This is a genomic window from Pseudonocardia petroleophila (genome assembly GCF_014235185.1).
GTDB classification, from domain to species: Bacteria; Actinomycetota; Actinomycetes; order Mycobacteriales; family Pseudonocardiaceae; genus Pseudonocardia; species Pseudonocardia petroleophila.
Genome location: NZ_CP060131.1, coordinates 1575882 through 1596348, shown reverse-complemented (window position 1 = coordinate 1596348; position 20467 = coordinate 1575882). Strand labels below are relative to the sequence as shown.

At 72.7% G+C, this 20467-nt stretch carries 21 protein-coding genes; 6 read left to right on the top strand and 15 right to left on the bottom strand.

Annotated features, from left to right (window positions below):
• Positions 1–3: 3 nt before the first annotated feature.
• Complete coding sequence (locus H6H00_RS08030; RefSeq protein ID WP_185720682.1) at positions 4–792, top strand: IclR family transcriptional regulator; 789 nt, start codon at positions 4–6, stop codon at positions 790–792.
• Here the strand turns inward: H6H00_RS08030 and H6H00_RS08025 are convergent.
• Positions 789–1628: an LLM class F420-dependent oxidoreductase gene (locus tag H6H00_RS08025; RefSeq protein ID WP_185720681.1), complete on the bottom strand. Its 840-nt coding sequence runs from the start codon at positions 1626–1628 to the stop codon at positions 789–791. The two genes, H6H00_RS08030 and H6H00_RS08025, sit on opposite strands and share 4 nt — an antisense overlap.
• 46 nt (positions 1629–1674) lie before the next feature.
• On the opposite strand from H6H00_RS08025, the gene H6H00_RS08020 reads away from it, so the two are divergent.
• Together H6H00_RS08020 and H6H00_RS08015 are read left to right on the top strand one after the other, a co-directional pair.
• Complete coding sequence (locus H6H00_RS08020) at positions 1675–2802, top strand: 5-methyltetrahydropteroyltriglutamate--homocysteine S-methyltransferase (RefSeq protein WP_185720680.1); 1128 nt, start codon at positions 1675–1677, stop codon at positions 2800–2802.
• Complete coding sequence (locus H6H00_RS08015) at positions 2799–3506, top strand: class I SAM-dependent methyltransferase (protein WP_185720679.1); 708 nt, start codon at positions 2799–2801, stop codon at positions 3504–3506. The genes H6H00_RS08020 and H6H00_RS08015 overlap by 4 nt, the downstream gene beginning before the upstream one ends.
• Before the next feature lie 54 nt (positions 3507–3560).
• Here H6H00_RS08015 and H6H00_RS08010 read toward each other — a convergent pair whose 3' ends face one another.
• From H6H00_RS08010 to H6H00_RS07960, 11 genes are all read right to left on the bottom strand, one after another.
• Positions 3561–3854, bottom strand: a complete 294-nt coding sequence (locus H6H00_RS08010) for a hypothetical protein (protein ID WP_185720678.1) — start codon at positions 3852–3854, stop codon at positions 3561–3563.
• On the bottom strand, positions 3851–4327 hold the full coding sequence (locus tag H6H00_RS08005; RefSeq protein WP_185720675.1) for a (2Fe-2S)-binding protein: 477 nt from the start codon (positions 4325–4327) through the stop codon (positions 3851–3853). Before H6H00_RS08005 ends, H6H00_RS08010 begins: the two co-directional genes overlap by 4 nt.
• A gap of 9 nt (positions 4328–4336) precedes the next feature.
• Positions 4337–6676 (bottom strand): molybdopterin cofactor-binding domain-containing protein, encoded by a 2340-nt coding sequence (locus H6H00_RS08000; RefSeq protein WP_185720677.1) that lies wholly within the window; start codon positions 6674–6676, stop codon positions 4337–4339.
• A 490-nt stretch (positions 6677–7166) separates the two neighbouring features.
• Positions 7167–7463: a hypothetical protein gene (locus H6H00_RS07995; protein WP_185720676.1), complete on the bottom strand. Its 297-nt coding sequence runs from the start codon at positions 7461–7463 to the stop codon at positions 7167–7169.
• A gap of 73 nt (positions 7464–7536) precedes the next feature.
• Positions 7537–8013: a (2Fe-2S)-binding protein gene (locus H6H00_RS07990; protein ID WP_185720675.1), complete on the bottom strand. Its 477-nt coding sequence runs from the start codon at positions 8011–8013 to the stop codon at positions 7537–7539.
• A 9-nt stretch (positions 8014–8022) separates the two neighbouring features.
• Entirely contained in the window at positions 8023–10326 is a 2304-nt protein-coding gene (locus H6H00_RS07985) for a molybdopterin cofactor-binding domain-containing protein (protein ID WP_255425634.1), read from the bottom strand.
• Positions 10327–10860: 534 nt separating this feature from the next.
• A complete protein-coding gene (locus H6H00_RS07980; protein ID WP_185720673.1) occupies positions 10861–11553 on the bottom strand; it encodes a haloacid dehalogenase type II in 693 nt (230 codons plus the stop codon).
• A gap of 55 nt (positions 11554–11608) precedes the next feature.
• Positions 11609–12079, bottom strand: coding sequence for a hypothetical protein (locus H6H00_RS07975; RefSeq protein WP_185720672.1), 471 nt, complete (start codon positions 12077–12079; stop codon positions 11609–11611).
• A gap of 78 nt (positions 12080–12157) precedes the next feature.
• On the bottom strand, positions 12158–12841 hold the full coding sequence (locus H6H00_RS07970) for an iron-sulfur cluster assembly protein (protein ID WP_185720671.1): 684 nt from the start codon (positions 12839–12841) through the stop codon (positions 12158–12160).
• A complete protein-coding gene (locus H6H00_RS07965; RefSeq protein ID WP_185720670.1) occupies positions 12838–13878 on the bottom strand; it encodes an amidohydrolase family protein in 1041 nt (346 codons plus the stop codon). The genes H6H00_RS07970 and H6H00_RS07965 overlap by 4 nt, the downstream gene beginning before the upstream one ends.
• A 27-nt stretch (positions 13879–13905) precedes the next feature.
• Positions 13906–14934, bottom strand: coding sequence for an NAD(P)-dependent alcohol dehydrogenase (locus tag H6H00_RS07960; protein ID WP_185720669.1), 1029 nt, complete (start codon positions 14932–14934; stop codon positions 13906–13908).
• A 147-nt stretch (positions 14935–15081) separates the two neighbouring features.
• Between H6H00_RS07960 and H6H00_RS07955 the strand changes: the two genes are divergently transcribed.
• Positions 15082–15534 (top strand): DUF4442 domain-containing protein, encoded by a 453-nt coding sequence (locus H6H00_RS07955; RefSeq protein WP_185720668.1) that lies wholly within the window; start codon positions 15082–15084, stop codon positions 15532–15534.
• Positions 15535–15541: 7 nt separating this feature from the next.
• On the opposite strand, the gene H6H00_RS07950 is transcribed toward H6H00_RS07955, so the two are convergent.
• Together H6H00_RS07950 and H6H00_RS07945 are read right to left on the bottom strand one after the other, a co-directional pair.
• Positions 15542–16189, bottom strand: a complete 648-nt coding sequence (locus tag H6H00_RS07950; RefSeq protein ID WP_185720667.1) for a response regulator — start codon at positions 16187–16189, stop codon at positions 15542–15544.
• Positions 16177–17463, bottom strand: coding sequence for a sensor histidine kinase (locus H6H00_RS07945; RefSeq protein WP_185720666.1), 1287 nt, complete (start codon positions 17461–17463; stop codon positions 16177–16179). Before H6H00_RS07945 ends, H6H00_RS07950 begins: the two co-directional genes overlap by 13 nt.
• Here H6H00_RS07945 and H6H00_RS07940 point away from each other — a divergent pair.
• Entirely contained in the window at positions 17450–18109 is a 660-nt protein-coding gene (locus H6H00_RS07940) for an SDR family oxidoreductase (RefSeq protein ID WP_185720665.1), read from the top strand. The two genes, H6H00_RS07945 and H6H00_RS07940, sit on opposite strands and share 14 nt — an antisense overlap.
• The gene (locus H6H00_RS07935; protein ID WP_185720664.1) at positions 18106–19491 is read left to right on the top strand and encodes a dihydrolipoyl dehydrogenase family protein; all 1386 of its coding nucleotides are present in this window, start codon (positions 18106–18108) and stop codon (positions 19489–19491) included. Before H6H00_RS07940 ends, H6H00_RS07935 begins: the two co-directional genes overlap by 4 nt.
• Here H6H00_RS07935 and H6H00_RS07930 read toward each other — a convergent pair.
• A complete protein-coding gene (locus H6H00_RS07930) occupies positions 19488–20453 on the bottom strand; it encodes a CopD family protein (protein ID WP_185720663.1) in 966 nt (321 codons plus the stop codon). The genes H6H00_RS07935 and H6H00_RS07930 overlap by 4 nt on opposite strands.
• Positions 20454–20467: the final 14 nt, after the last annotated feature.

Sequence of the window (20467 nt, the reverse complement as noted above, 5' to 3'; positions counted from 1 at the left end):
CGCGTGGAACCCGACCGCGGCACCGGCACGTCGATCACGCGCGCGCTGCGCGTCGTCGAGGCCGTCGCGGCCGCGGGCGACGGGGTCACGGCCAAGGCGATCGCCCGGCGGCTGGGCAGCCCGCTGCCCACCGTCTACCGGGCGCTGGGCACGCTGGTGCAGGAGGGCTACCTGGTGCGCCTGCAGGAGGTCCGCGGCTACGGGCTGGGGTACCGGATCGGGGAGCTGCAGCGCAGCCTGGTCGACCAGGTCCGGCCCGCGTCGCCGGTGCGGACGATCCTGCACGAGGTGCACGAGTCCGTCGGGGCGGCGTGCCACCTGGTCGTCTTCCGCGACACCGACATCGTCGTCGCGGCCGTCGACGACTGCGCCCACCACGCCCGGCCCGACGGCTTCGACGTCGGCGAGCCGACGCCGGCGCACGCCACCGCGGGCGGCAAGGTCCTGCTCGCGCCGCTGCGCCCGGCCCGGGTCAGCGAGCTGCTCACGCCGTACGGGATGCCGCGGCTGACCTCGCGCACGCTCGTGGAGCGGCGGGGCCTGGACCGGGAGCTCATGCGGGTCCGGTCGGCGGGCGTCGGGGTCGAGGTGGAGGAGTACCGGCCGGGGATCGCGGGCGTCGCGGCCCCGGTGCCCGGGCCGGGCGGCGCCGTGCGGTCGGCGGTCGGGGTCACGGTGACGCGCGCGGAGTTCGCGGCCCGGCGCTGGGAGCTGGAGGTCGCCGTGCGCGAGGCCGCGGCGCGCGTCGCGCGGGCCGAGACCGACGACGCCCGCGCGACCGGCGGGCACTAGACCAGCGCCGCCAGCCCGTCGAGCTCGCGCAGGGTGGCGTCGGTGCCGCCGGGGCCCGGGTCGGTGAGCTCGAACAGCACCCGGTCGACCCCCGCCGCGGCGTAGGACGCGAGCGCCTCCGGCTTCGGCGACGCCCCGTAGAGGGTGACCGGCAGCGGGTCGCGCCCGGCCTCGGCGGCGCGCCGCCGCAGCTCGGCGACGCGCTCGCCGAACTCGTCGAGCGCCGACACCGGGACGCGCAGCGGGATCCAGCCGTCGCCGTGGGACAGGACGCGGTCGAGCACCGTCGGCCCGCCGCCGCCGATGAGCACCGGCGGCACGCGCGTCGGCTTGGGCCAGGACCAGATCGGGGAGAAGTCGACGAACCGGCCGTGGTACTCGGCCTCGTCCTCCGTCCAGATCACCCGCATCGCCTCGACGTGCTCCAGCATCCGGGCCGTCCGCCTCCCGGGGTCGACGCCGTGGTGCGCCATCTCCTCGGCGTTCCAGCCCGGCCCGATCCCCAGCTCGAAGCGCCCGCCCGCGATCCGGTCGAGGCTCGCGACCGCCTTGGCCAGCACGATCGGGTCGTGCTGGGCGATCAGCGAGACGGCGGTGCCGAGCACGATCCGCTCGGTCGTGGCGGCGACCGCCGCGAGCGCGACGAACGGGTCGTAGGTGTGGGAGTAGCGGGTCGGCAGCTCCGGCCCGCCCGGCCACGGCGACTCGCGGCTGGTCGGGATGTGGGTGTGCTCGGTGAGGAACAGGGCGCCGAGGCCGCGCTCCTCGACGGCCCGGCCCAGCTCGACGGGGGTGATGCCGTAGTCGGTCAGGAAGGTCACGACGCCGAGGTCCATGAGCTGATCATGCAGCCGATGCGCCCGCGGGCATAGCCTCACGGGCATGACGGCTCCGTTCCGCGCCGACCACGTCGGCAGCCTCCTGCGCCCACCCGCGCTGCTCTCCGCGAGGGAGCAGCACGCCGCGGGCTCCCTCGACGACGCCGGCCTGCGTGCCGCGGAGGACACCGCGATCCGCGACGTCGTCGCGCTGCAGGCGGAGGCCGGCCTGCGCTCGGCCACCGACGGCGAGTTCCGCCGCACCTCCTGGCACATGGACTTCATCTACCGGCTCGGCGGCATCACGAAGACCGACCAGCGGATCGAGGTGAAGATGCGCAACGCCGCGGGCGAGGGCGCGTTCACCTCGGCGGGCATGGCGGTCGACGGCCCGGTCCGGCTGGACACCCCGATCTTCGCCGACGACTTCGCGTTCCTCGCCGAGCAGGTGGGCGCCGGACGGACCGGCACCGTCGTGCCGAAGCTGACGATCCCGTCGCCGAGCATGGTCTACGCCCGCGGCGGCTCCGCGGTGATCGACCGCGGCGTCTACCCCGACCTCGAGCAGTTCTGGACCGACCTCTCCGCCGCCTACGCCGACGAGATCACCGCCCTGCACGGCCTGGGCTGCCGCTACCTGCAGCTCGACGACACCGCGCTGGCCTACCTCAACGACCCCGCCCACCGCGCCGACCTGGCCGCGAAGGGCGACGACCCCGAGACCCAGCACCTGCGCTACATCCGCCAGATCAACGCCGCGATCGCCGACCGGCCGTCGGACCTGCGGGTCACCACGCACATGTGCCGCGGCAACTACCGCTCGTCGTGGGCGGCGGAGGGCGGCTACGACCACGTCGCCGAGGCCCTGTTCGGCGAGCTCGCCGTCGACGGCTTCTTCTGCGAGTTCGACGACGAGCGCTCCGGCGGGTTCGAGCCGCTGCGGTTCGTGCCGCCGGGCAAGAAGGTGGTGCTCGGGCTGGTCACGACGAAGACCGGGAAGCTGGAGGACGCCGACGCCCTCAAGCGCCGCATCGACGAGGCCGCCGCGCACGTGCCGCTCGACCAGCTGTGCCTGTCCCCGCAGTGCGGCTTCTCGTCCACGGTGGAGGGCAACGACCTCACCGTCGACGAGCAGAAGGCGAAGCTGGAGCTGATCGTGCGGGTCGCCGACGACGTGTGGGGGTCCGGGTGAGCGAGGGACCCGCGGGCTGGGCCGACCCGCTGTACGCGGCCGTCCTCGACGCCACCGGAGTGCGGGAGGGCACGCGCGTGCTCGACGTCGGCTGCGGCGGCGGCGGGTTCTCCCGCGCCGCGGTGGCGCGCGGGGCGCGGGTGCACGGCGTCGACGGGGACCCCTCGGCCGTGGCGCTGTCCGCGAGCGAGGTGCCGGAGGCGACCTTCGCCGTCGGCGACGCGGCCGATCTCGGTGACGTCGGACCGGTCGACGTGGTCGGCATGGTGCAGCTGGTCGCCCACCTGCGCGACCCGCGGCGGGCGCTGTCGGAGGCCGCGCGCGTGGCGCCGGGCGGGCTCGTCGCCGTCACGGTGTGGGGCCGCGAACAGGACTGCGACGTGCGGGCCTTCGGCGAGGCGCTGGCGCCGTGGCTCGGGCCGCGCCGCCCGCCGCCCGAGGACGGCCCCGACCAGCTCGCCGACCTCGTCGGCGGGGCCGGACTGCAGGTCGTGTCGTCCGAGCAGGTGGTGTGCGCGTTCCGCTACCCCGACGAGGACGCGGTCGTCGGCCCGCTGTTCGACTCCGGCATCGGCCGGCACGCGATGAACGCGGCCGGGCCGGCCGCGGTGCGCGCGGCGGTGCTGGACCGCCTGGAGCGCCACCGCGAGGGCGCGGGCTACGTCCTGAACAACGCGTTCCGGGTACTGGTCGCCCGGCCCTGAGACGACGAACGGGCCCCCGCGGTGGCGGGGGCCCGTTCGTCGGAGCGGATCAGGTCACTCGAACGGCCCGTCCTGGACGATCCCGCTGAGCGGACCCTCGACGAAGCGGGGGTCGGCGTCGACCGGCTCGACCTCGGTGCCGTCGACGCCCTCGGGCCGCGGCCCGTCGACGAAGTCGGTCAGCTGGGCGCCCAGGTCGCCGAGCAGCGCGGTGACGGCGCTGCCGCCCTGGCCCAGGTCGTCCGGGGTGGAGATCGGGTCGGCGACGGCCACGCCCGCCCCGCCGACCACGGCGGCGGCGACGAGCGCGCCCACGACGAGCTTCTTCTTCATCCGGATGCCCCTCACATGTTCTCCGCGCCGGCGTAGATCGCTTCGCGGATGCGGTTGTAGGTGCCGCAGCGGCAGATGTTGCGGATCTCCTCGATGGCGGCGTCGTCGAGCTTGCGGCCTTCTTCGGCGCACTGGCGGACCTTGGCCACGGCGGCCATGATCTGGCCGGGCTGGCAGTAGCCGCACTGGGCGACGTCCTTGTCGATCCAGGCTTCCTGCATGGGGTGCAGGTCGGAGTCGACGGTGTCGGCGAGGCCTTCGATGGTGGTGATCTCGTCGTCGGCGGAGATGTCGCTGACGGGGACGCTGCAGGGGTTGAAGGCCTTGCCGTTGATGTGGCTGGTGCAGGCCTTGCAGACGTTGATGCCGCAGCCGTACTTGGGGCCGGTGACGCCGAGGATGTCGCGGATCACCCAGAGCAGGCGGACGTCGTCCTCGACCTCGACGGTGACCTGCTCACCGTTCAGGTTGAAAGTCTGTGTGGGCATGTCTGGCTCCTAGAAGGTGAACTCGAGGCCGTCGGTCGGCGACTGCGGGACCGGCGGCACGACCGGCTTCGGCTCGAACGGGAACGGGTCCTTGTGGTTGATCGGGAAGTACTCCGGCGTGATGCCGGTGGCCCGCCGGTAGGCGTTGGCCACCGCGGCGCCGGTGGAGGCCACGCCGGCCTCACCGATTCCGCCGGGCTCGGGGAACCCGGAGTCGACGATGTGGATGTCCATCTCGATCGGGGTGTTCCACTGCCGGGTGTAGAAGTAGTTGTCCCAGCTCGCCTCGACGAAGTACCCGTCGGTCAGGTGGAGGCTGGCCGTGAGCATGTTGGCGATGGCGTCGTTGATGCCGCCCATCATCTGGGCCTCGACGCCCCGCGGGTTGATGACCAGGCCGGGGTCGATCGCGAAGGTCACCTTGGTGACGCGCGGGCCGGTGACGCCCTCGCGGATCGGCCGGTTCACCGTCTCCGGGCGGCAGTCGATCTCGACCAGGCAGGCCGACACGCCCTTGTACTCGAAGTGGAAGCCGATGCCCTGGGCGGTGCCCTCCGGCATCGACTTCCCCCACTCGCCCTCCTCCGCGACCTTGTCGAGCACGCCGCGGGCCCGGTCGGACTTGAGGAACTCCCGGCGGAACTCGTAGGGGTCCTTGCCCATCTGCTCGGCGATCTGGTCGACCATGAGCTCGCGGGCGGCGGTGACGTCGGGGGAGTAGATGTTGCGCGTCGACTGCGTGTTGAAGCGCATGTCGACCTCGTTGAGCAGGCGGGTGCTCACCCCGAAGTCGTAGTGGGCGACCTGCGTGAGCTCGAAGACCGACTCGGAGAACGTCAGGTTGGCGAGCGGGGCCTTGATCGCGGCCGCGGTGATCGGCTCGCCCAGGCCCGGGTTGATCTCCGAGGAGACGCTGGTGTGGCGCTGCTCGAAGCTGAGCACCTTGTCCCCGGAGACGACGGCGCGGATCCGCGAGGTGCACAGCGGGTGCACGCGCCCGACGCGGGAGTCGTCGGCGCGGTGCCACAACAGGTTGACGGGCTTGCCCATCTTCTGCGAGATCTCCGCGGCCTCCAGCGCGCCGTCGAAGAACAGCTTGCGGCCGAAGGAGCCGCCGCCCTGGACGACGTGGAAGGTCACGGCGCCCACGGGGAGGCCGAGGATCTTCGCGATCTCGCCCTGGGCCGCGATCGGGTTCTTCGCCGGGCCCCAGATCTCGGCCGAGCCGCTGCGCACGTCGGCGATCGCGGAGTTGGTCTCCAGCGAGCTGCCGCTGCGGAAGTAGAACGTGTGCTCGCTCTCGATGCTCTCGCCGACCACACCGGCGGGCACGACGAGCGGGAGCTGGGCCGCCCGGACCGTCTCCAGGACCGAGTCGTCGCTCGCGCCCTCCGCGGTGCCCGGGCCCCACTGGGCCCGCAGCACCTGGATGGCGTCGATGCACTGGCCGAAGGTCGCGGCCCGCACGGCGATGCCGGTGCCGACGACCTCGACGTCGGTGACGCCGGGCATCCGCCGGACCTCGTCGATGTTGTCGACGGACTCGACGGTGCCGTTCAGCGTGGGTGCCCGGCAGACCATGGTCGGCAGGGCGTCGGGGATCTTCAGGTCGGTCACGAACTTCTTGGCGCCGGTGACCATCGCGAGCTGGTCGTGCTTGTTGCGCGGCGTGCCGATGACGGAGAACTCCTCGCGCCCCTTCAGCACGACCTCGACCGGCTCGGTCACGTCGCTGCCGGCGATCTCGGCCAGGTCGCCGATCGGGATGGCCGCACCCAGGGTGTCGGTGATGACGCCCCGGCGGGTGGTGAGGAGGTTGACCTCCTGCTCCAGCTGGGCGGCGGCGGCGTCGAGCAGGCGCATGTTCGCGATGGCCGCGGCGACCCGGATCGGCGTGTAGGTGGTGAAGATCGTGCTCGAGCCGCCGGTGAGCTGGTTGAACAGCAGCTCGGGACGGGCGTCGGCCAGGGTGACGAGCACCTGCTCCGGGTCGAGGCCCATCTCCTCGGCGATGATCATCTGCGTGGCGCCGATGATGTCCTGGCCGTTGTCGGAGCGGGGCAGCTCGAAGGAGACCGTGCTGTCCCGGTTCACCTGGACGCGGATGAGGTTCGCCGTGGGGCGGGCCGCGTCGCGCAGGGCGTCGAGCAGGTCGTAGACCTCCGGCGTCTGCGGCACGGACACGAGCGGGTCGGCCGCCGCGGTCGGGGCGAGTCCGAGGAAGCCGGTGGTCATCTCGGCGGCGACGACCAGGGTGGGCGCGGCGATGACGAAGCCGAGGAAGCTGCGTCGGCTGACCTGGGCGCGGGGCGCCGCGGGCTGCGGGGATGCGAAGCGGTGGTGGGCCATCCAGAGGTCCTGTTCTTCAGCCGCCGACGGGGGAGCGCGGCGCGTTCGGGTGGTCCGGTTCCGCGCGGGGCGGATCATCGTGCGGACGCGGGCCCGCCCACGCGAACGACCGGCGCACCGCGGTGGGTGTGCCGGTCGTCGTGGGGTGGAGCGGGCATCGTCGTCCTCTCGTCGAGAATGCCGGCGGTACGGGTGGGCCCGTGCCGCCGGCATCGTCGGAAGGTCAACGATCCGTGCGTCGCTCCGGATACGCGGTGTCGCACGACCCCGGGGAGCGAACAGGTGCTCCAGGGGGCCGGGAAAGGCCCGATGGCCGCATCAGCTCCGCAGATGCGGCACGGATCGGGCTTCTCTTCCTCATCGACAGATCTGTGGCGGACGACGACGTCACTCGAACGGGTGACTCCGTCGACGGTGTCCGCCGGGTGGTGACGCGCCGGCCCCGGGAGGAGATGACCCGGGGCCGGCGCATCGTCGGTGGGGTCCGGCCCTAGTCGAACGGGCCGTTGAGCAGGCCGCCGACCGGACCCTCGACGTAGCGGGGGTTGACGGGCGGGAACTCGTTCTCGACGCCGTTGGCTCCGTCGGGGCGGTTGTCGCCGTTGAGGGCGTCGGTGCCCTGGAACGTGAGCTCGCCCAGGATCTCCGACACCGAGGTGCCGAGCTGGCCCGGGTTCTGGGTGTTGGTGAAGTCGGCCTCGTTGTCGTCGGCCGCCGCGACTCCGGCCCCGACCAGCAGCAGGCCACCGGCAACGGCCGCCAGGGTCACGCGCTTCGCTGTGTTCATGTGGTTCGTCCTCGTCTCGTCGTGAAGGAAGGGGGAGTGGGCCCCGGGATCAGGCACCCGGGGCCCACGGCGGTCACATGTTCTCGGCGCCGGCGTAGATCGCTTCGCGGATGCGGTTGTAGGTGCCGCAGCGGCAGATGTTGCGGATCTCCTCGATGGCGGCGTCGTCGAGCTTGCGGCCTTCTTCGGCGCACTGGCGGACCTTGGCCACGGCGGCCATGATCTGGCCGGGCTGGCAGTAGCCGCACTGGGCGACGTCCTTGTCGATCCAGGCTTCCTGCATGGGGTGCAGGTCGGAGTCGACGGTGTCGGCGAGGCCTTCGATGGTGGTGATCTCGTCGTCGGCGGAGATGTCGCTGACGGGGACGCTGCAGGGGTTGAAGGCCTTGCCGTTGATGTGGCTGGTGCAGGCCTTGCAGACGTTGATGCCGCAGCCGTACTTGGGGCCGGTGACGCCGAGGATGTCGCGGATCACCCAGAGCAGGCGGACGTCGTCCTCGACCTCGACGGTGACCTGCTCACCGTTCAGGTTGAAAGTCTGTGTGGGCATGTCTGGCTCCTAGAAGGTGAACTCGAGACCGTTGGTCGGCGAGGCGGGGATGGGCGGGGACGTCGGGTACTGCGTGAAGCCCTCCGGGAACGGCTCCTTGTGCAGGACCGGGGTGTACTCCGGCTCGATCCCCGTGGCGCGCCGGAAGGCGTTCACGACGGCCGACATGGTGGCGGCGACCGAGACCTCGCCGGCACCGCCGGGCTCGGGGTACTCGGAGTCCTCGATCAGGATCACGTTGACCTCGGGCGGGGTGTTCCACTGCCGGGTGTAGAAGTAGTTGTCCCAGCTCGCCTCGACGAACGATCCGTCGACCAGGTGCAGGCCCGCGGTCATGGCGTTGGCGATGCCGTCGTTGATCCCGCCCTGCACCTGCGCCTCGAACCCGAGCGGGTTGAGCAGCAGGCCGGGGTCGACGACGAAGGTGACCTTGGTGACGCGCGGTCCGGTGCGGGCCGAGCGGATGTTGCGGTTCACCGTCTCGGGCCGGGCGTCGATCTCCACGACGCAGGCCGTGGCGCACTTGTACTCCTGGTGGACGCCGATGCCCTGGGCGGTGCCCTCCGGCATCGACTTGCCCCAGTCGGCCTCGTTGGCGGCCCGCTCGATGACCTTGCGCAGGCGGTCGGTCTTGACGAACTCGGTCCGGAAGTCGACCGGGTCCTTGCTCAGGCGCTCGGCGATCCGGTCGATCATCAGCTCGCGGGCGGTGCAGGTGTCCGGGCCGTACACGTTGCGGGTCGAGCCGGTGTTGAAGCCGTAGTTGGTCTCGACCATGGCCCGGGTGTTGACGCCGAAGTTGTAGGGCGTGTGGACCGAGATCTCCCAGAAGGTCTCGGACACGCCCAGGTTCCCGCCCGGCGCCTTGATCAGCTGCGAGGTGAGCACGTCGGTCAGACCCTCGTCGACCTCCATGTTGACGCCGGAGTAGCGGAGCTCGAAGCTCGCCACCGCGTCGTCGGTGACCACGGCGCGCACCCGCGTGACGCACAGCGGCTTCACGCGGCCCTGGCGGCAGTCGTTGGCGCGGTCCCACATCAGCTTGACCGGCTTGCCGATGGCCTTCGCGGCCTCGGCGGCCTCCTGGATGTTGTCGTTGAACAGCCGCCGGCCGAACGAGCCACCACCCGGGATGACGTGGAACGTCACGTCGTTCTGGGCGAGGCCCAGCTTCTCGGCGGCGATCTTCTGGCCGGAGATCGGGCTCTTCGCCGGGGCCCAGACCTCGGCCTTGCCGTCCTTGACCGAGACGATGGCGCAGTTGGTCTCCAGCGCCGAGCCGTTGCGGGAGAAGTGCACCAGCTCCTGCTCGAGGGTCTTGCCGGGGATCGGCGGCGTGACCAGCGGCAGCTCGGCCCGGCGCAGCCCCTCGACGATGTCCTCGTCGCTCTGGCCGGCCACGGTTCCGGGGTTCCAGTTCACCTGCAGCGCGTTCACGCCGTCGATGGCCTGGCCGAACGTCCGCGCCCGGACGGCGATGCCGTTGCCGATCGGCGCGACGTCGGTGATGCCGGGCATGTTGCGGACCTCGTCGAGGTTCGAGGGCCCGCCGTCGGGGAAGCCGTTGAGGTCGGGCGCCCGGCAGATCACCGTGGGCAGCGCGTCCTCCGGCATCAGGTCCATGGCGAACTTCTTGGCGCCGGTGACCATGGCGAGCGCGTCGCTCTTGCCCCGCGACTTGCCGAGGACCGTGAACTCCTCGCGGTCCTTCAGGACGACCTCGGCCGCCGTGGTGACCGGCACGGCCGCCAGTCGGCTCAGCTCGCCGAAGGGGATCGCCCGGCCGGCCGTGTCGACGATGGTCAGGCCCGCGGTCTCGAGCAGGCGCTTCTCCTGGCCGAGCTGCGCGGCGGCCGCGTCGAGCAGCGCGCCCTTGGCGATCGCGGCGGCGACCCGGACCGGGGTGTAGAGGGAGTACGTCGAGCTGGACCCACCGGTGAGCTGGTTGAACATCAGCTCGGGGCGGGCGTCGGCCAGCGTGACGTCGACGTCGGACGGGTCGATGCCCATCTCCTCGGCGATGACCATCGCGAAGGAGGTGATGATGCCCTGGCCGTTGTCCGAGCGGGGCAGCGCGAACGCGACCCGGCCGTCCTCCTTGACCTCGACAGCGAGGAGGGGGTTGGTCGGGCGGCACGCGTCGCGGTACGCGTCCACGAACTCGTAGACCTCGGGGGTCTGCGGGGGCGAGGGCAGCGCCGCGGCGCTGGCCTGGGCGCCGCCCCAGGCCGCCTGGCGGCCGATGTCGGCGACGACGACGAGCGTCGGTGCAGCGACGAGGTAGCCGAGGAACTTGCGGCGGCCGACCGTCATGAACCCGGTGCCCGAGTCACGTGACTCGGAGCGTGTGGTGGTGCCTGCGCTGTGAGCGGGCATCGATGTCCTCCTGTCAGGGTTCCCGCCCCTGACAGGAGGGTGCGGGGGGAGTGAACCCAGTTCGGAACTGCGTGGTGGTGAGTACGGCTAGGTGCGGCTCGGGGGCGCGCCCACGCCGAGGACCGGCACACCGGGAAGCTGGTGTGTGCCGGTCGTCACGAGGTGAGCGGACACCGTCGTCCTTTCGTCAGACTCCCGACGCGCAGGGGTCGCCCGCGTTCGGCATTGTCGGAGACCAAACGAAGTGCGGAGCGGCCCAGATATGGGCGATAAGGCCAGGTCAGCCGATCGGGCGGCGTAAAGTTCCCGAAGCGGTCGGTGTTCCGCGTCACGTGTATCGATCGGGTGTCCGCTTCTGCGGATCGAAGCACCAAGGAAGTCCGCTTCAGCGGAGTTCAGGCGAAACGCCTCGAATCACCCGTTCGAGGGACACCGCTCAGCCGATCAGACGCGGTTCTGCACCCGTTCGGGTCAGCAAGCGAGGCGTTCGGCCAGCTCGACGAGCGAGCCGACGGAGACGTCGGCAGCCGGGTCCGACTCCGCGATCGCGGTACCGGGTCCCTTCTCGTCCGGCCGGTGTACGTACGCCGTGCGCATCCCGCGGCCGCGCGCGGCCGCCAGGTCGTCGAGGTGCGCGGCGACCATCAGCACCTGCCCCGGCACGACGTCGAGGAGGCGGGCGGCGCCGTCGTAGACCTCGGCGTCGGGCTTGTAGTGCCCGAACAGCTCCGCGGACAGCACGGTGTCCCACGGCAGCCCGCCGTGGCGGGCCATGTCGACGAGCAGGGAGACGTTGCCGTTGGACAGCGTCGCGACGACGAACCGCGACCTCAGCCGCTGCAGCCCCTCGACGGAGTCGGGCCACGGGTCGAGCCGGTGCCAGGCGTGGACGAGCTCGACGCGCACGTCCTCGGGGGTGGCCGGCACGCCGAACTCGTCGAGCAGCTCGTCCAGCGACGCGCGGTGCAGGCCGTCCAGCCCGGTCCACGGCCGCTTCCCGCGCCGGACGCGGTCCATCGACGGGAGGTAGTGGCCGCGCCAGGCGTCGGCGAACGCACCCGCGTCGACCCCGGGGCCCAGCAGCCGCGTCACCTCCGCGGCCACGCCCGAGCGCCAGTCGACCACGGTGCCGAACACGTCGAACACCAGTGCGCGCACGTCCACCCGCGTCAACCTAGACCGGTCCGCGCCCGGGCGTCCGGCGACGGGGGGATGGAGGTCAGGAGAGGCCGAGCTGGGCGCGCAGGCCCGTGTGGTCCCACAGGGTGCGGTAGGACGAGATGAGCGACTCCACGACCGCTCCGCTGGTGCGGTGCCGGAACGCGACCACGGAGATCGCGAGCACCTCGGCCGGCCGGTGCGTGGGGGCGACCCCGGGCAGCAGCCACGGCAGCTCGCGGTCGTGGGTGAAGCGGACGAGCCGCTGGTCGACCAGCGTCCGGATGTCGGCGGTGCGGGTCACGCGGCGGAAGCTCAGGTCGGCGGGCAGGTGCGGGAGCACGTCCTCGGCGAGGTGGCGGCGCAGCTCGTCGCCGGTGTACGGCCCGCCGACCGGCACGTCCTCCAGGGTGCCGTCCGCGGCGACCGTTGCGAGCGCCGCCTCGAGGTCGCCCGCCGCGTGGACCGCCGCGTGGAAGGCGTCGGTCTGCTCCTGCATCGCCGTGATCAGCCGCTGCATCGCCACCGTCATGGGTGACCCGACCTCCCCCGTTCACGACGACGCCCCGGCCCCGGGATCCGGGGTCGGGGCGCCGTCCGGCGGTGGGCGCTACGGAGCGCCGACCGCCAACTTGGCCTGCATGATGTCTCGGCAGATGTGACCGTTGGCCTCGATGCCGACCCGGCGCAGCCGGGCCCGGCGCAGGTGCAGCGGCACCTGTGCCGTGGTGACCCGGCTCCCGTCGGGGTGCATGAGCAACGGCGCGTCGTCGCCCGCCGGGAGGCCGATCTTCCGCCGCCGGTCACGGAGCCGGTCGAGGTCCACCGAGGGTGGCACGTCGCCCAGCACCATGGCGGCGAGCTCGTCCGGGTGCGCCCCGTCGTCGACCAGCGGCTGGGCGACCCGGTCCTGACCGGCGATCGCCGCCTTCGAGAGGAACTCCGTGCGCAGCTCGTCGAGCTCCGCCGTGGCCTCCCCCTCGAACGCCTTGACGAACCCGGCCTGGGCCGCGACGCCCTTGTTGATGGCGTCGGCCGTCTGGTTCTCCTGCAGCGTCACCACCGCGTGCCGCACCCCGTCGACCTCCATGACCGCGTCGTAGGCGTCGGCGACCATGAGGAAGGCGAAGTTCGGCGCGCAGAAGAACGTCGGGAGCCGCAGTACGACCGTGGCGACCCCGTCGTCGGAGACGGTGTGGGACTCGACGAAGGCGAGATCCGTGATGGGCTCGTCGAGCTCCGGGTCCATCACCGTCTCCAACGCCTGCCAGACGCCGTCGACGGTGGCGGTCATGCGTCGACCAGCTGCTCTCCCGGCTGTGCCGGGTCGTCGGTCGGCAGCTGGAGCTCGGCGGGCACCGGGATGTCGTAGAGCCGCGCGGCGTTGAGGCCGAGGATCTTCTTGCGCGACGCCGTGGTCATCCGCGGGTAGTCCGAGAACGCCGGGTCGTCGGGCATCTGCCAGTCGACCAGGCCCTCGACCTGCCACTTGGGGGTCCAGATGTTGTAGTCGCCGCCGAAGGTCATGCGGTCCTCGCCGACCCAGAACAGCAGCTCGCCCATCACCTTGGCGAAGAACTTCGGGCGGGCGTGCATGAGGCCGCCGACGACGACGGACAGGCCGGCGTAGACGTTGGGCTCCTGCACGGCCATGAAGCAGAAGTCGTCGATCCGCGGGATGGCCGCGTGCTCGATGATGAAGTTCAGGCCCTGGTGGTCGGTGGCGCACTGGTCGACGTCGTCGGCCGAGAACGCGTCCTTGTTCAGCGGCCAGATCGTCGGGCCCTTGTGGGCGTGGATGTTCTTGATGCCCAGCTCCTGCGCGGCCTGCAGGAAGTCGTACGTGGCCGGGTCGGTGAGCTTGTAGCCGCGCGAGTCGCCGTTCCACTCCGCGGTGTAGAGCTTGCAGCCCTTGAGGTTGTACTTCTTCGCGTCCGCCTCGAGCTGCTTGAGCCCCTCGGCGCCGTCACGCGGGTCGAAGCGCCCGTTGACGATGATCTTGTCGCCGAGCTCCTCCAGCAGCGCACCGTTCTGGTCGACGGTGTTGAAGCCGTTGGTGTACCACTCCTTGAGGTACGTCGACTGGAAGATCGCGACGTCGACGTGCCCCTCCTCGTACATGTCGCGCTTGAAGTCCTCGGGCGTGACCTTGAGGTACTTCTCGTAGTCCCAGTGGGTCTCCGGCGGGGCGAGCTGGTGGTAGCCGTAGAAGCAGTCGATCCAGCCCTTCGCGAACTCCTCGCGACCCTCGCGCCAGTTCTCGCGGCTCGCGTCCCAGAAGTGGGAGTGGGAGTCGACTACGAAGTACTTCTCGCCATCTTTTTCGTACATGTGGTGGGAACCTCTCTGCGTCAGTACTTACGGAACGAGGATCGCGCGGCCGCGGACCCGGCCGGCGTCGAGATCGTGGAGGGCGTCGAGCGCCGCATCCAGGGGGTACTGCTTCGTGTGGAGCGTGACCTTGCCCGCCTGGGCCAGGACCATCAGCTCCGACAGGTCGGAGTAGGTGCCGACGATGTTGCCGATGACGTTCTTCTCGCCACCGACGAAGTCGAGCGTGGGGGCCTTGAACTCGCCGCCGTAGCCGAGGATGTACTGCGAGCCGGCCGGGGCGGTCATCTGCCAGGCGTCGAGCTCGGCGCCCTGCTCGGCGACGAAGTCGAACACGACGTCACCGCCGAGGCCGTTGGTCAGGTCCTTGACGGCCTCGACCTGGTTGCCGTCGGCGAGCACGGTCTCGTCGGCGCCGAGCTGCTTGGCCAGGGCCAGCGCGTCGGGGTTGCGGTCGACGACGATGATCCGCGCGCTGGTGATGGCGGCGAGGGACTGGATGCCGATGTGGCCCAGCCCGCCCGCGCCCTGGACCACCGCGGTGGTGCCGGGGAACAGGCCGCCCGCCGCCTTGCGCACCGCGTGGTAGGCGGTGATGCCGGCGTCGGCGAGCGCGGCCACGTCGGCCGGGTTGGTCGTCGGGTCGAGCTTGATGCAGGCCCGCGCGGTGGTGCGCAGGTACTCGGCCATGCCGCCGTCGTTGTTGGACAGGCCGGGGAAGAACGCGGCCTCGCACTGCATGTCGCGGCCGCGCCGGCAGGCCAGGCACAGCCCGCAGGACGGCTGCGGGTGCAGGATCACGGTGTCGCCGACGGCGACGTTGGTGACGCCGGACCCGACCTCGTGCACCCATCCGGCGTTCTCGTGCCCGATGACGTAGGGCAGCTCCGGGTTCTGGGCCTCGGCCCAGTCGCCGTTGATGATGTGCAGGTCGGTGCGGCAGACGCCGGCACCACCGATCTTGATGATCACATCGAGCGGGCCCTGGATCGTGGGCTCCGGAATGTCGTCGATCGTGGGATCGGCGTGGTACGCGTGTACCCGAACGGCCTTCACCGGCGAACCTCCCTGGGGACGTCTCTGTCTGGCCCCCAGTTCAGTGCGAGGTGCTGCCGCTCACAACCGCACCTATTCCGCATGGCGAGAAAACGGACGAATCGGGCTTAGGTTCGCCTCATCCGTACTCGTGGGTAACATACGGCCATGACGACGGACACCAGCTGGGTCGGCCCCGCGATGACGCAGACCGTGCACTGGGTGCGCACGGTCGGCATCACCTTCGGCGAGACGACGGCGCAGCGCGCGGTCGCCCACCTCCCCGACGACCCCGAGCTGCACAACCACGTCGGCGGCCCGCACGCCGCGATGATCTTCGGGCTGGGGGAGACGGCCTCGGGCGCGGTCGGCCTGGCCGCGTTCGGCGCGGTGATGGAACGGGCCACCCCGCTCGTCGTCCGCTCCGACATCGCCTACTCCCGGCTGGCGACGGGCCCCCTCACGGCGGTGGCGGTCCTCGACCGCCCGGCCGACGAGGTGCTCGCCGAGCTCGACGCGGGCGTCCGCCCGGAGTTCACGGTGAGCGTGACGATCACCGACGCCCGGGACCGCGAGACGACCCGGATGACAGTGGTCTGGACGCTGCGCCCGAACCGCTGAGCCGCGGTCAGCCGGAGAGGTACCTGACGACCGCGAGGACGCGGCGGTGGTCGTCCTGGTCGGGGGCCAGGCCGAGCGCGTCGTAGATGCCGGAGGTGTGGGCCACCACCGACTTCTCCGAGATCGACAACCGGCGGGCGATGGCCGCGTTGGTGCGGCCCTCGGCGATCAGGGCCAGCACCTCGCGCCTGCGGGGGGTCAGCCGGGCCAGCGGGTCGTCGGCCGGCCGGGGCCTCCGGAGCATGGCCGTCACCACCTCGGGATCGAGCGCGGTGCCGCCCTCCGCGACCCGGCGCACGTCGTCGCAGAAGGTGGCGACGTCGCCGATCCGCTGCTTGAGCAGGTACCCGACGCCGTCGGGGGAGTCGGCGAGCAGCTCGACGGCGTAGCGGCGCTCGACGTGCTGCGACAGGACGAGCACGGCCGTACCGGAGCGACCCGCCCGGATGCGCAGCGCCGCCCGCAGGCCGTCGTCGGTGTGGGTCGGCGGCATCCGGATGTCGGTCAGGACGAGGTCGGGAGCCAGCTCGACGGCGAGCTCGACGAGCGCAGGCGCGTCGGCTGCGGTGCCGACGACGTCGAACCCGGCGCGGCCCAGCAGCAGCGTCAGGCCCTCGCGCAGCAGCGCCTCGTCCTCGCCGATCACGACGCGCACGGGATCTCCACGTGCAGTCGGGTGCCGCCCCCGGACGGGCTGTCGAGGTGCAGCCTGCCGCCGAGCGCGTCGACGCGGTCGGCGATCCCGCGGAGTCCCGCGCCGCCGCCGGGGGCCGCGCCACCGTTGCCGTCGTCGTCCACGTCGACGTGCAGCACCCCGGCCCTGCGGTGCAGCCCGACCCGCAGCCGCTCGGCGTCCGCGTGCTTGACGGCGTTGGTCACCGCCTCGGACACCACGAAGAACGCGGTGCCCTCCACCGGGCCCGGCAGCCGGGACCCGTCCCCGTCGTCGGTGACGTCGAGCGCGGTGCGCAGCGGCGCCCGTTCCAGCACGTCCTCGACGGCCGCGGCCAGTCCCCGCTCGATCAGCAGCGCCGGCATGACGTCCTGCACGAGCATCCGCAGCTCGGTGAGGACCGCGTCGACGTCGAGCCGGACCTGCTCGACGTCGTCGCCCCCGGGCAGGGTCCCGACCCGCAGCGCCAGCAGCACCAGCCTGCCCTGCAGCCGGTCGTGCAGGTCCTGGGCGAGGCGACGGCGCTCCCGGTCGCCCGCCTCGACCAGCCGGGTCCGGGACTCCCGCAGCTGCTCCTGCCCGGCCAGCAGCTGCGCCGTCAGTCGCTCGCGGTCCACCGCGATGGCGACGACGCGACCCGCCGTGTCCACCACGGCGGGGTCCGGGAGCAGCGTCGTGTCGTAGCCGATCGCCCCCACGGTCCGCTTCCCGAGCCGGACCGGCACGTGGTCGGCGGGGAGCTCGGCGGCGTCGCCCGCCGCGTCGATCCACCCGTCGTCCGTCCGCAGCACCAGCTGCACCGACGGGTCGCCCAGGGTCCGCGCGAGCGCGTCGCCCAGCTCGTCGCGCCGCCGGTCGGCCGTGCCCAGCCAGGCGGCGAGCTCCTCGGTCTCGGCGGTCCGGGCGAACCCGCCGAGCAGCACGCCCGCCGCGAACGCGACGGGGATCCCGGCCAGCACGCCGACCTGCGCCTGGAAGACGGTGATCGGGTCGGCCGGGACGAGCCGGTACAGGTTGGCCGCGAAGGAGACGCTCACGACCGCGGCGATCCCGTAGGCGTAGAGGGGCGCCAGCACCCGCCGGGCCCGCGGGGCGGCGGCGTGCCAGCGGCGGGCCAGCACCGCGGACGTGCCCAGGATGACGACGGCAGCGGTGACCGCGTTGGCCGCGCCCAGCGGCGCGCGCAGATCGGCGCGGCGCCCGGGCCTGCGGTCGCAGCAGGCCGGGGCTAGCGTCGCCCACGTGCATGTCGTCATCGCGGGTGGACACGGGAAGATCGGACTGCGGCTCGCCGCACTGCTGGCCGGGCGGGGGGACACGGTCACGGCCGTGGTGCGCAACCCCGACCACCGGGCCGACGTCGAGACGGCCGGCGCGACCTGCGCCGTCGTCGACCTGGAGACGGCGTCGGTCGACGAGCTGGCGTCGCACCTGAAGGGGGCCGACGCGGTGGTGTTCGCCGCGGGCGCCGGCCCGAACAGCGGTGTCGCCCGCAAGGACACCGTCGACCGCGCCGCCGCGGTGCTGCTCGCCGACGCCGCGAAGCAGGCCGGGGTGAGCCGCTACCTCCTGGTCTCCTCCACCGGGGTCGAAGCCGATCCGGACCCCGGCAGCGGCGAGGTCTGGGTGGCCTACCTGCGGGCGAAGAAGGCCGCGGAGGACGCGATCCGCGCCACCGACCTGGCCTGGACGATCCTGCGGCCCGGCCGGCTCACCGACGACCCGGCCGTCGGCACCGTGCTGCTGGCCACCCCGCCGGTCGACCGGGCCGACGTCACCCGCGACGACACCGCCGCCGTGCTCGCGGCCCTGCTCGACGCCCCCGGCACCGCGGGCCGGGTGCTGGAGCTGCGCGAGGGCGACGTCGACGTGCTCGAGGCCGTCGTCGCGGTGACGTCGTGACCGAGTTCGACGTCCTCGTCATCGGGGCAGGCGCGGTCGGGGAGAACGCCGCTGGCTACGCGGCGCAGGCCGGGCTGTCGGTCGCGATGGTGGAGTCCGAGCTGGTGGGCGGCGAGTGCTCGTACTGGGCGTGCATGCCGTCGAAGGCGCTGCTGCGCACCGGGCACGCCGCCGCAGCGCTGCGCCGCCTGCCCGGCACGACGGCGGCGTTCGACCCGCAGGCGGTGCTCGACCGCCGCGACTCCTTCACCCACGACTGGGACGACGCGAGCCAGGTGGAGTGGGCGGAGGGAGCCGGGATCACGGTGCTGCGCGGGCACGCGCGACTCACCGGCGAGCGCGCGATCGAGATCGACGGGCAGGCGTACACCGCGCGGCACGCCGTCGTCGTGTGCACCGGCAGCACACCGGTCACGCCCCCGGTCGACGGCATCGACACCGTCCGCACCTGGAGCTCCCGCGACGCCACCTCGGCGAAGGAGATCCCGGCCCGGCTCGGTGTGCTCGGCGGCGGCGTCATCGGCTGCGAGCTGGCCCAGGCCTTCCAGCGGCTCGGCTCGCAGGTCGTGCTCGTGCAGCACGGGTCGTCGCTGCTGGAGTCGATGGAGCCGTTCGCGGGCGAGCGGGTCGCCGCTGCGCTGCGCGAGGAGGGCGTCGATCTGCGGCTCGGTGCGTCGCTCGACTCGGTCTCCCCGTCCGGCGACGCCATCGCGCTGCACGTCGACGGGGCGGAGATCGTCGTCGACGAGTTCCTGGTCGCCACCGGGCGCCGGCCGAACACCGCCGACGTGGGCGTCGAGACAGTCGGGCTGGAGGCAGGGAAGCCGCTCGACGTCGACGACTCCGGGCTGGTGCGCGGCGTCGACGGCGGCTGGCTCTACGCCGCAGGCGACGTCACCGGGCGCGCCCCGCTGACCCACCAGGGCAAGTACGCCGCGCGGATCGTCGGCGCGGTGATCGGGGCGAAGGCGGCCGGGAAGCCGGTGGACACGGCGCCGTGGAGCGAGCACGCCGCCACCGCCGACCACGTCGCCGTGCCCCAGGTGGTGTTCACCGACCCCGAGGTCGCGGCCGTCGGGCGGACCGAGGCGCAGGCCCGCGAGGCCGGGCTCGACGTGCGGGTGGTCGACATCCCCATCGCCGTGGGCGGGTCGTCGCTGCAGGCCGACGGGTACGACGGGGCCGCCCGGATGATCGTCGACGAGGCGCGCGGCGTGCTCGTCGGCGTCACCTTCGTGGGGCAGGACGTCGCGGAGCTGGTGCACGCGGCGACGGTCGCGGTGGTCGGGGAGGTGCCGCTGCACCGGCTCTGGCACGCCGTGCCCGCCTACCCGACGATGAGCGAGGTGTGGCTGCGGCTGCTGGAGTCCTACCGCGGTTAGGGGGCGGTCTGGGTCAGGGCCGCAGCGAGCCCGAGCGTGATGGCCATCAGGCCCACCTCGATCCCGGCCCAGCGCAGCACCGGTGTGCGCCCGGTGGCGAGCCGCCGCCGGGCCAGTGCGCCCAACCCTCCCAGCGCCACCAGCGCGACGCCCTTCGCGACGACGAGCAGCCCGTAGCCGGTGCTGAGCAGCGCGCCCCAGTCCGCCAGACGCACCTGCGCGCCGAGCACCCCGGTGATCGCGACGACGACGATGCAGAGGCCCGCGAGCTGCGAGAACCGGCCGATCGTGGCGTCGAGCAGCGGACGGTGCGCGGCGACGAGCACGAGCAGCGCCCCGAGCCCGCCCACCCACAGCGCGGCCGCCCCGGCGTGCAGCGCGGCGGTGACCACCGCGAGCTGGTGGTCCGGGGCCGACCCGGCGTGCCCGGTGACGGTGGGCGTCAGCACGCCGAGCAGCGCCGCGATCAGCGGGATGCGCACGGCGATCCGGTCCGGGTCGCGCAGCCGCACGACCGCGCAGACCAGCACGACCAGCGCGCAGCAGGCCGTCAGGACCATCCCGCGGCCCGCGGCCAGCCGCGTCGACCAGGCCACCACCTCGCCCCCGCCGAGGCGGCCGAGCGTGCGGCCGAACGCGTCGGCCGACCGGAACGTCACGCCGAGCACGACCAGCACGACCCAGCCGCCGCCGAGCACCAGCAGTGCGCGGTCGACGCGGGTGTCGATGCGGGCGAGGTCGCGCCGGGTGGCCCCGGTCGGGCCGGGCAGCAGCACCGCGACGAGCGCGAGCCCGACGCACGCGACCCCGGCCGCGTCGGCACCGACCCGCGTGACGGCCACGCCGAGCGGGACCGCGGCGGTCGCCCCGGCGAGTGCGGTGGCGACCAGCGCCGCCCCGACCGCGAGTGCGGTCCACACGGCAGGGCGGAGCCGGTCGGCCGTCGCGGTCGGGGCGGTCACGGGGTCAGCCGGCC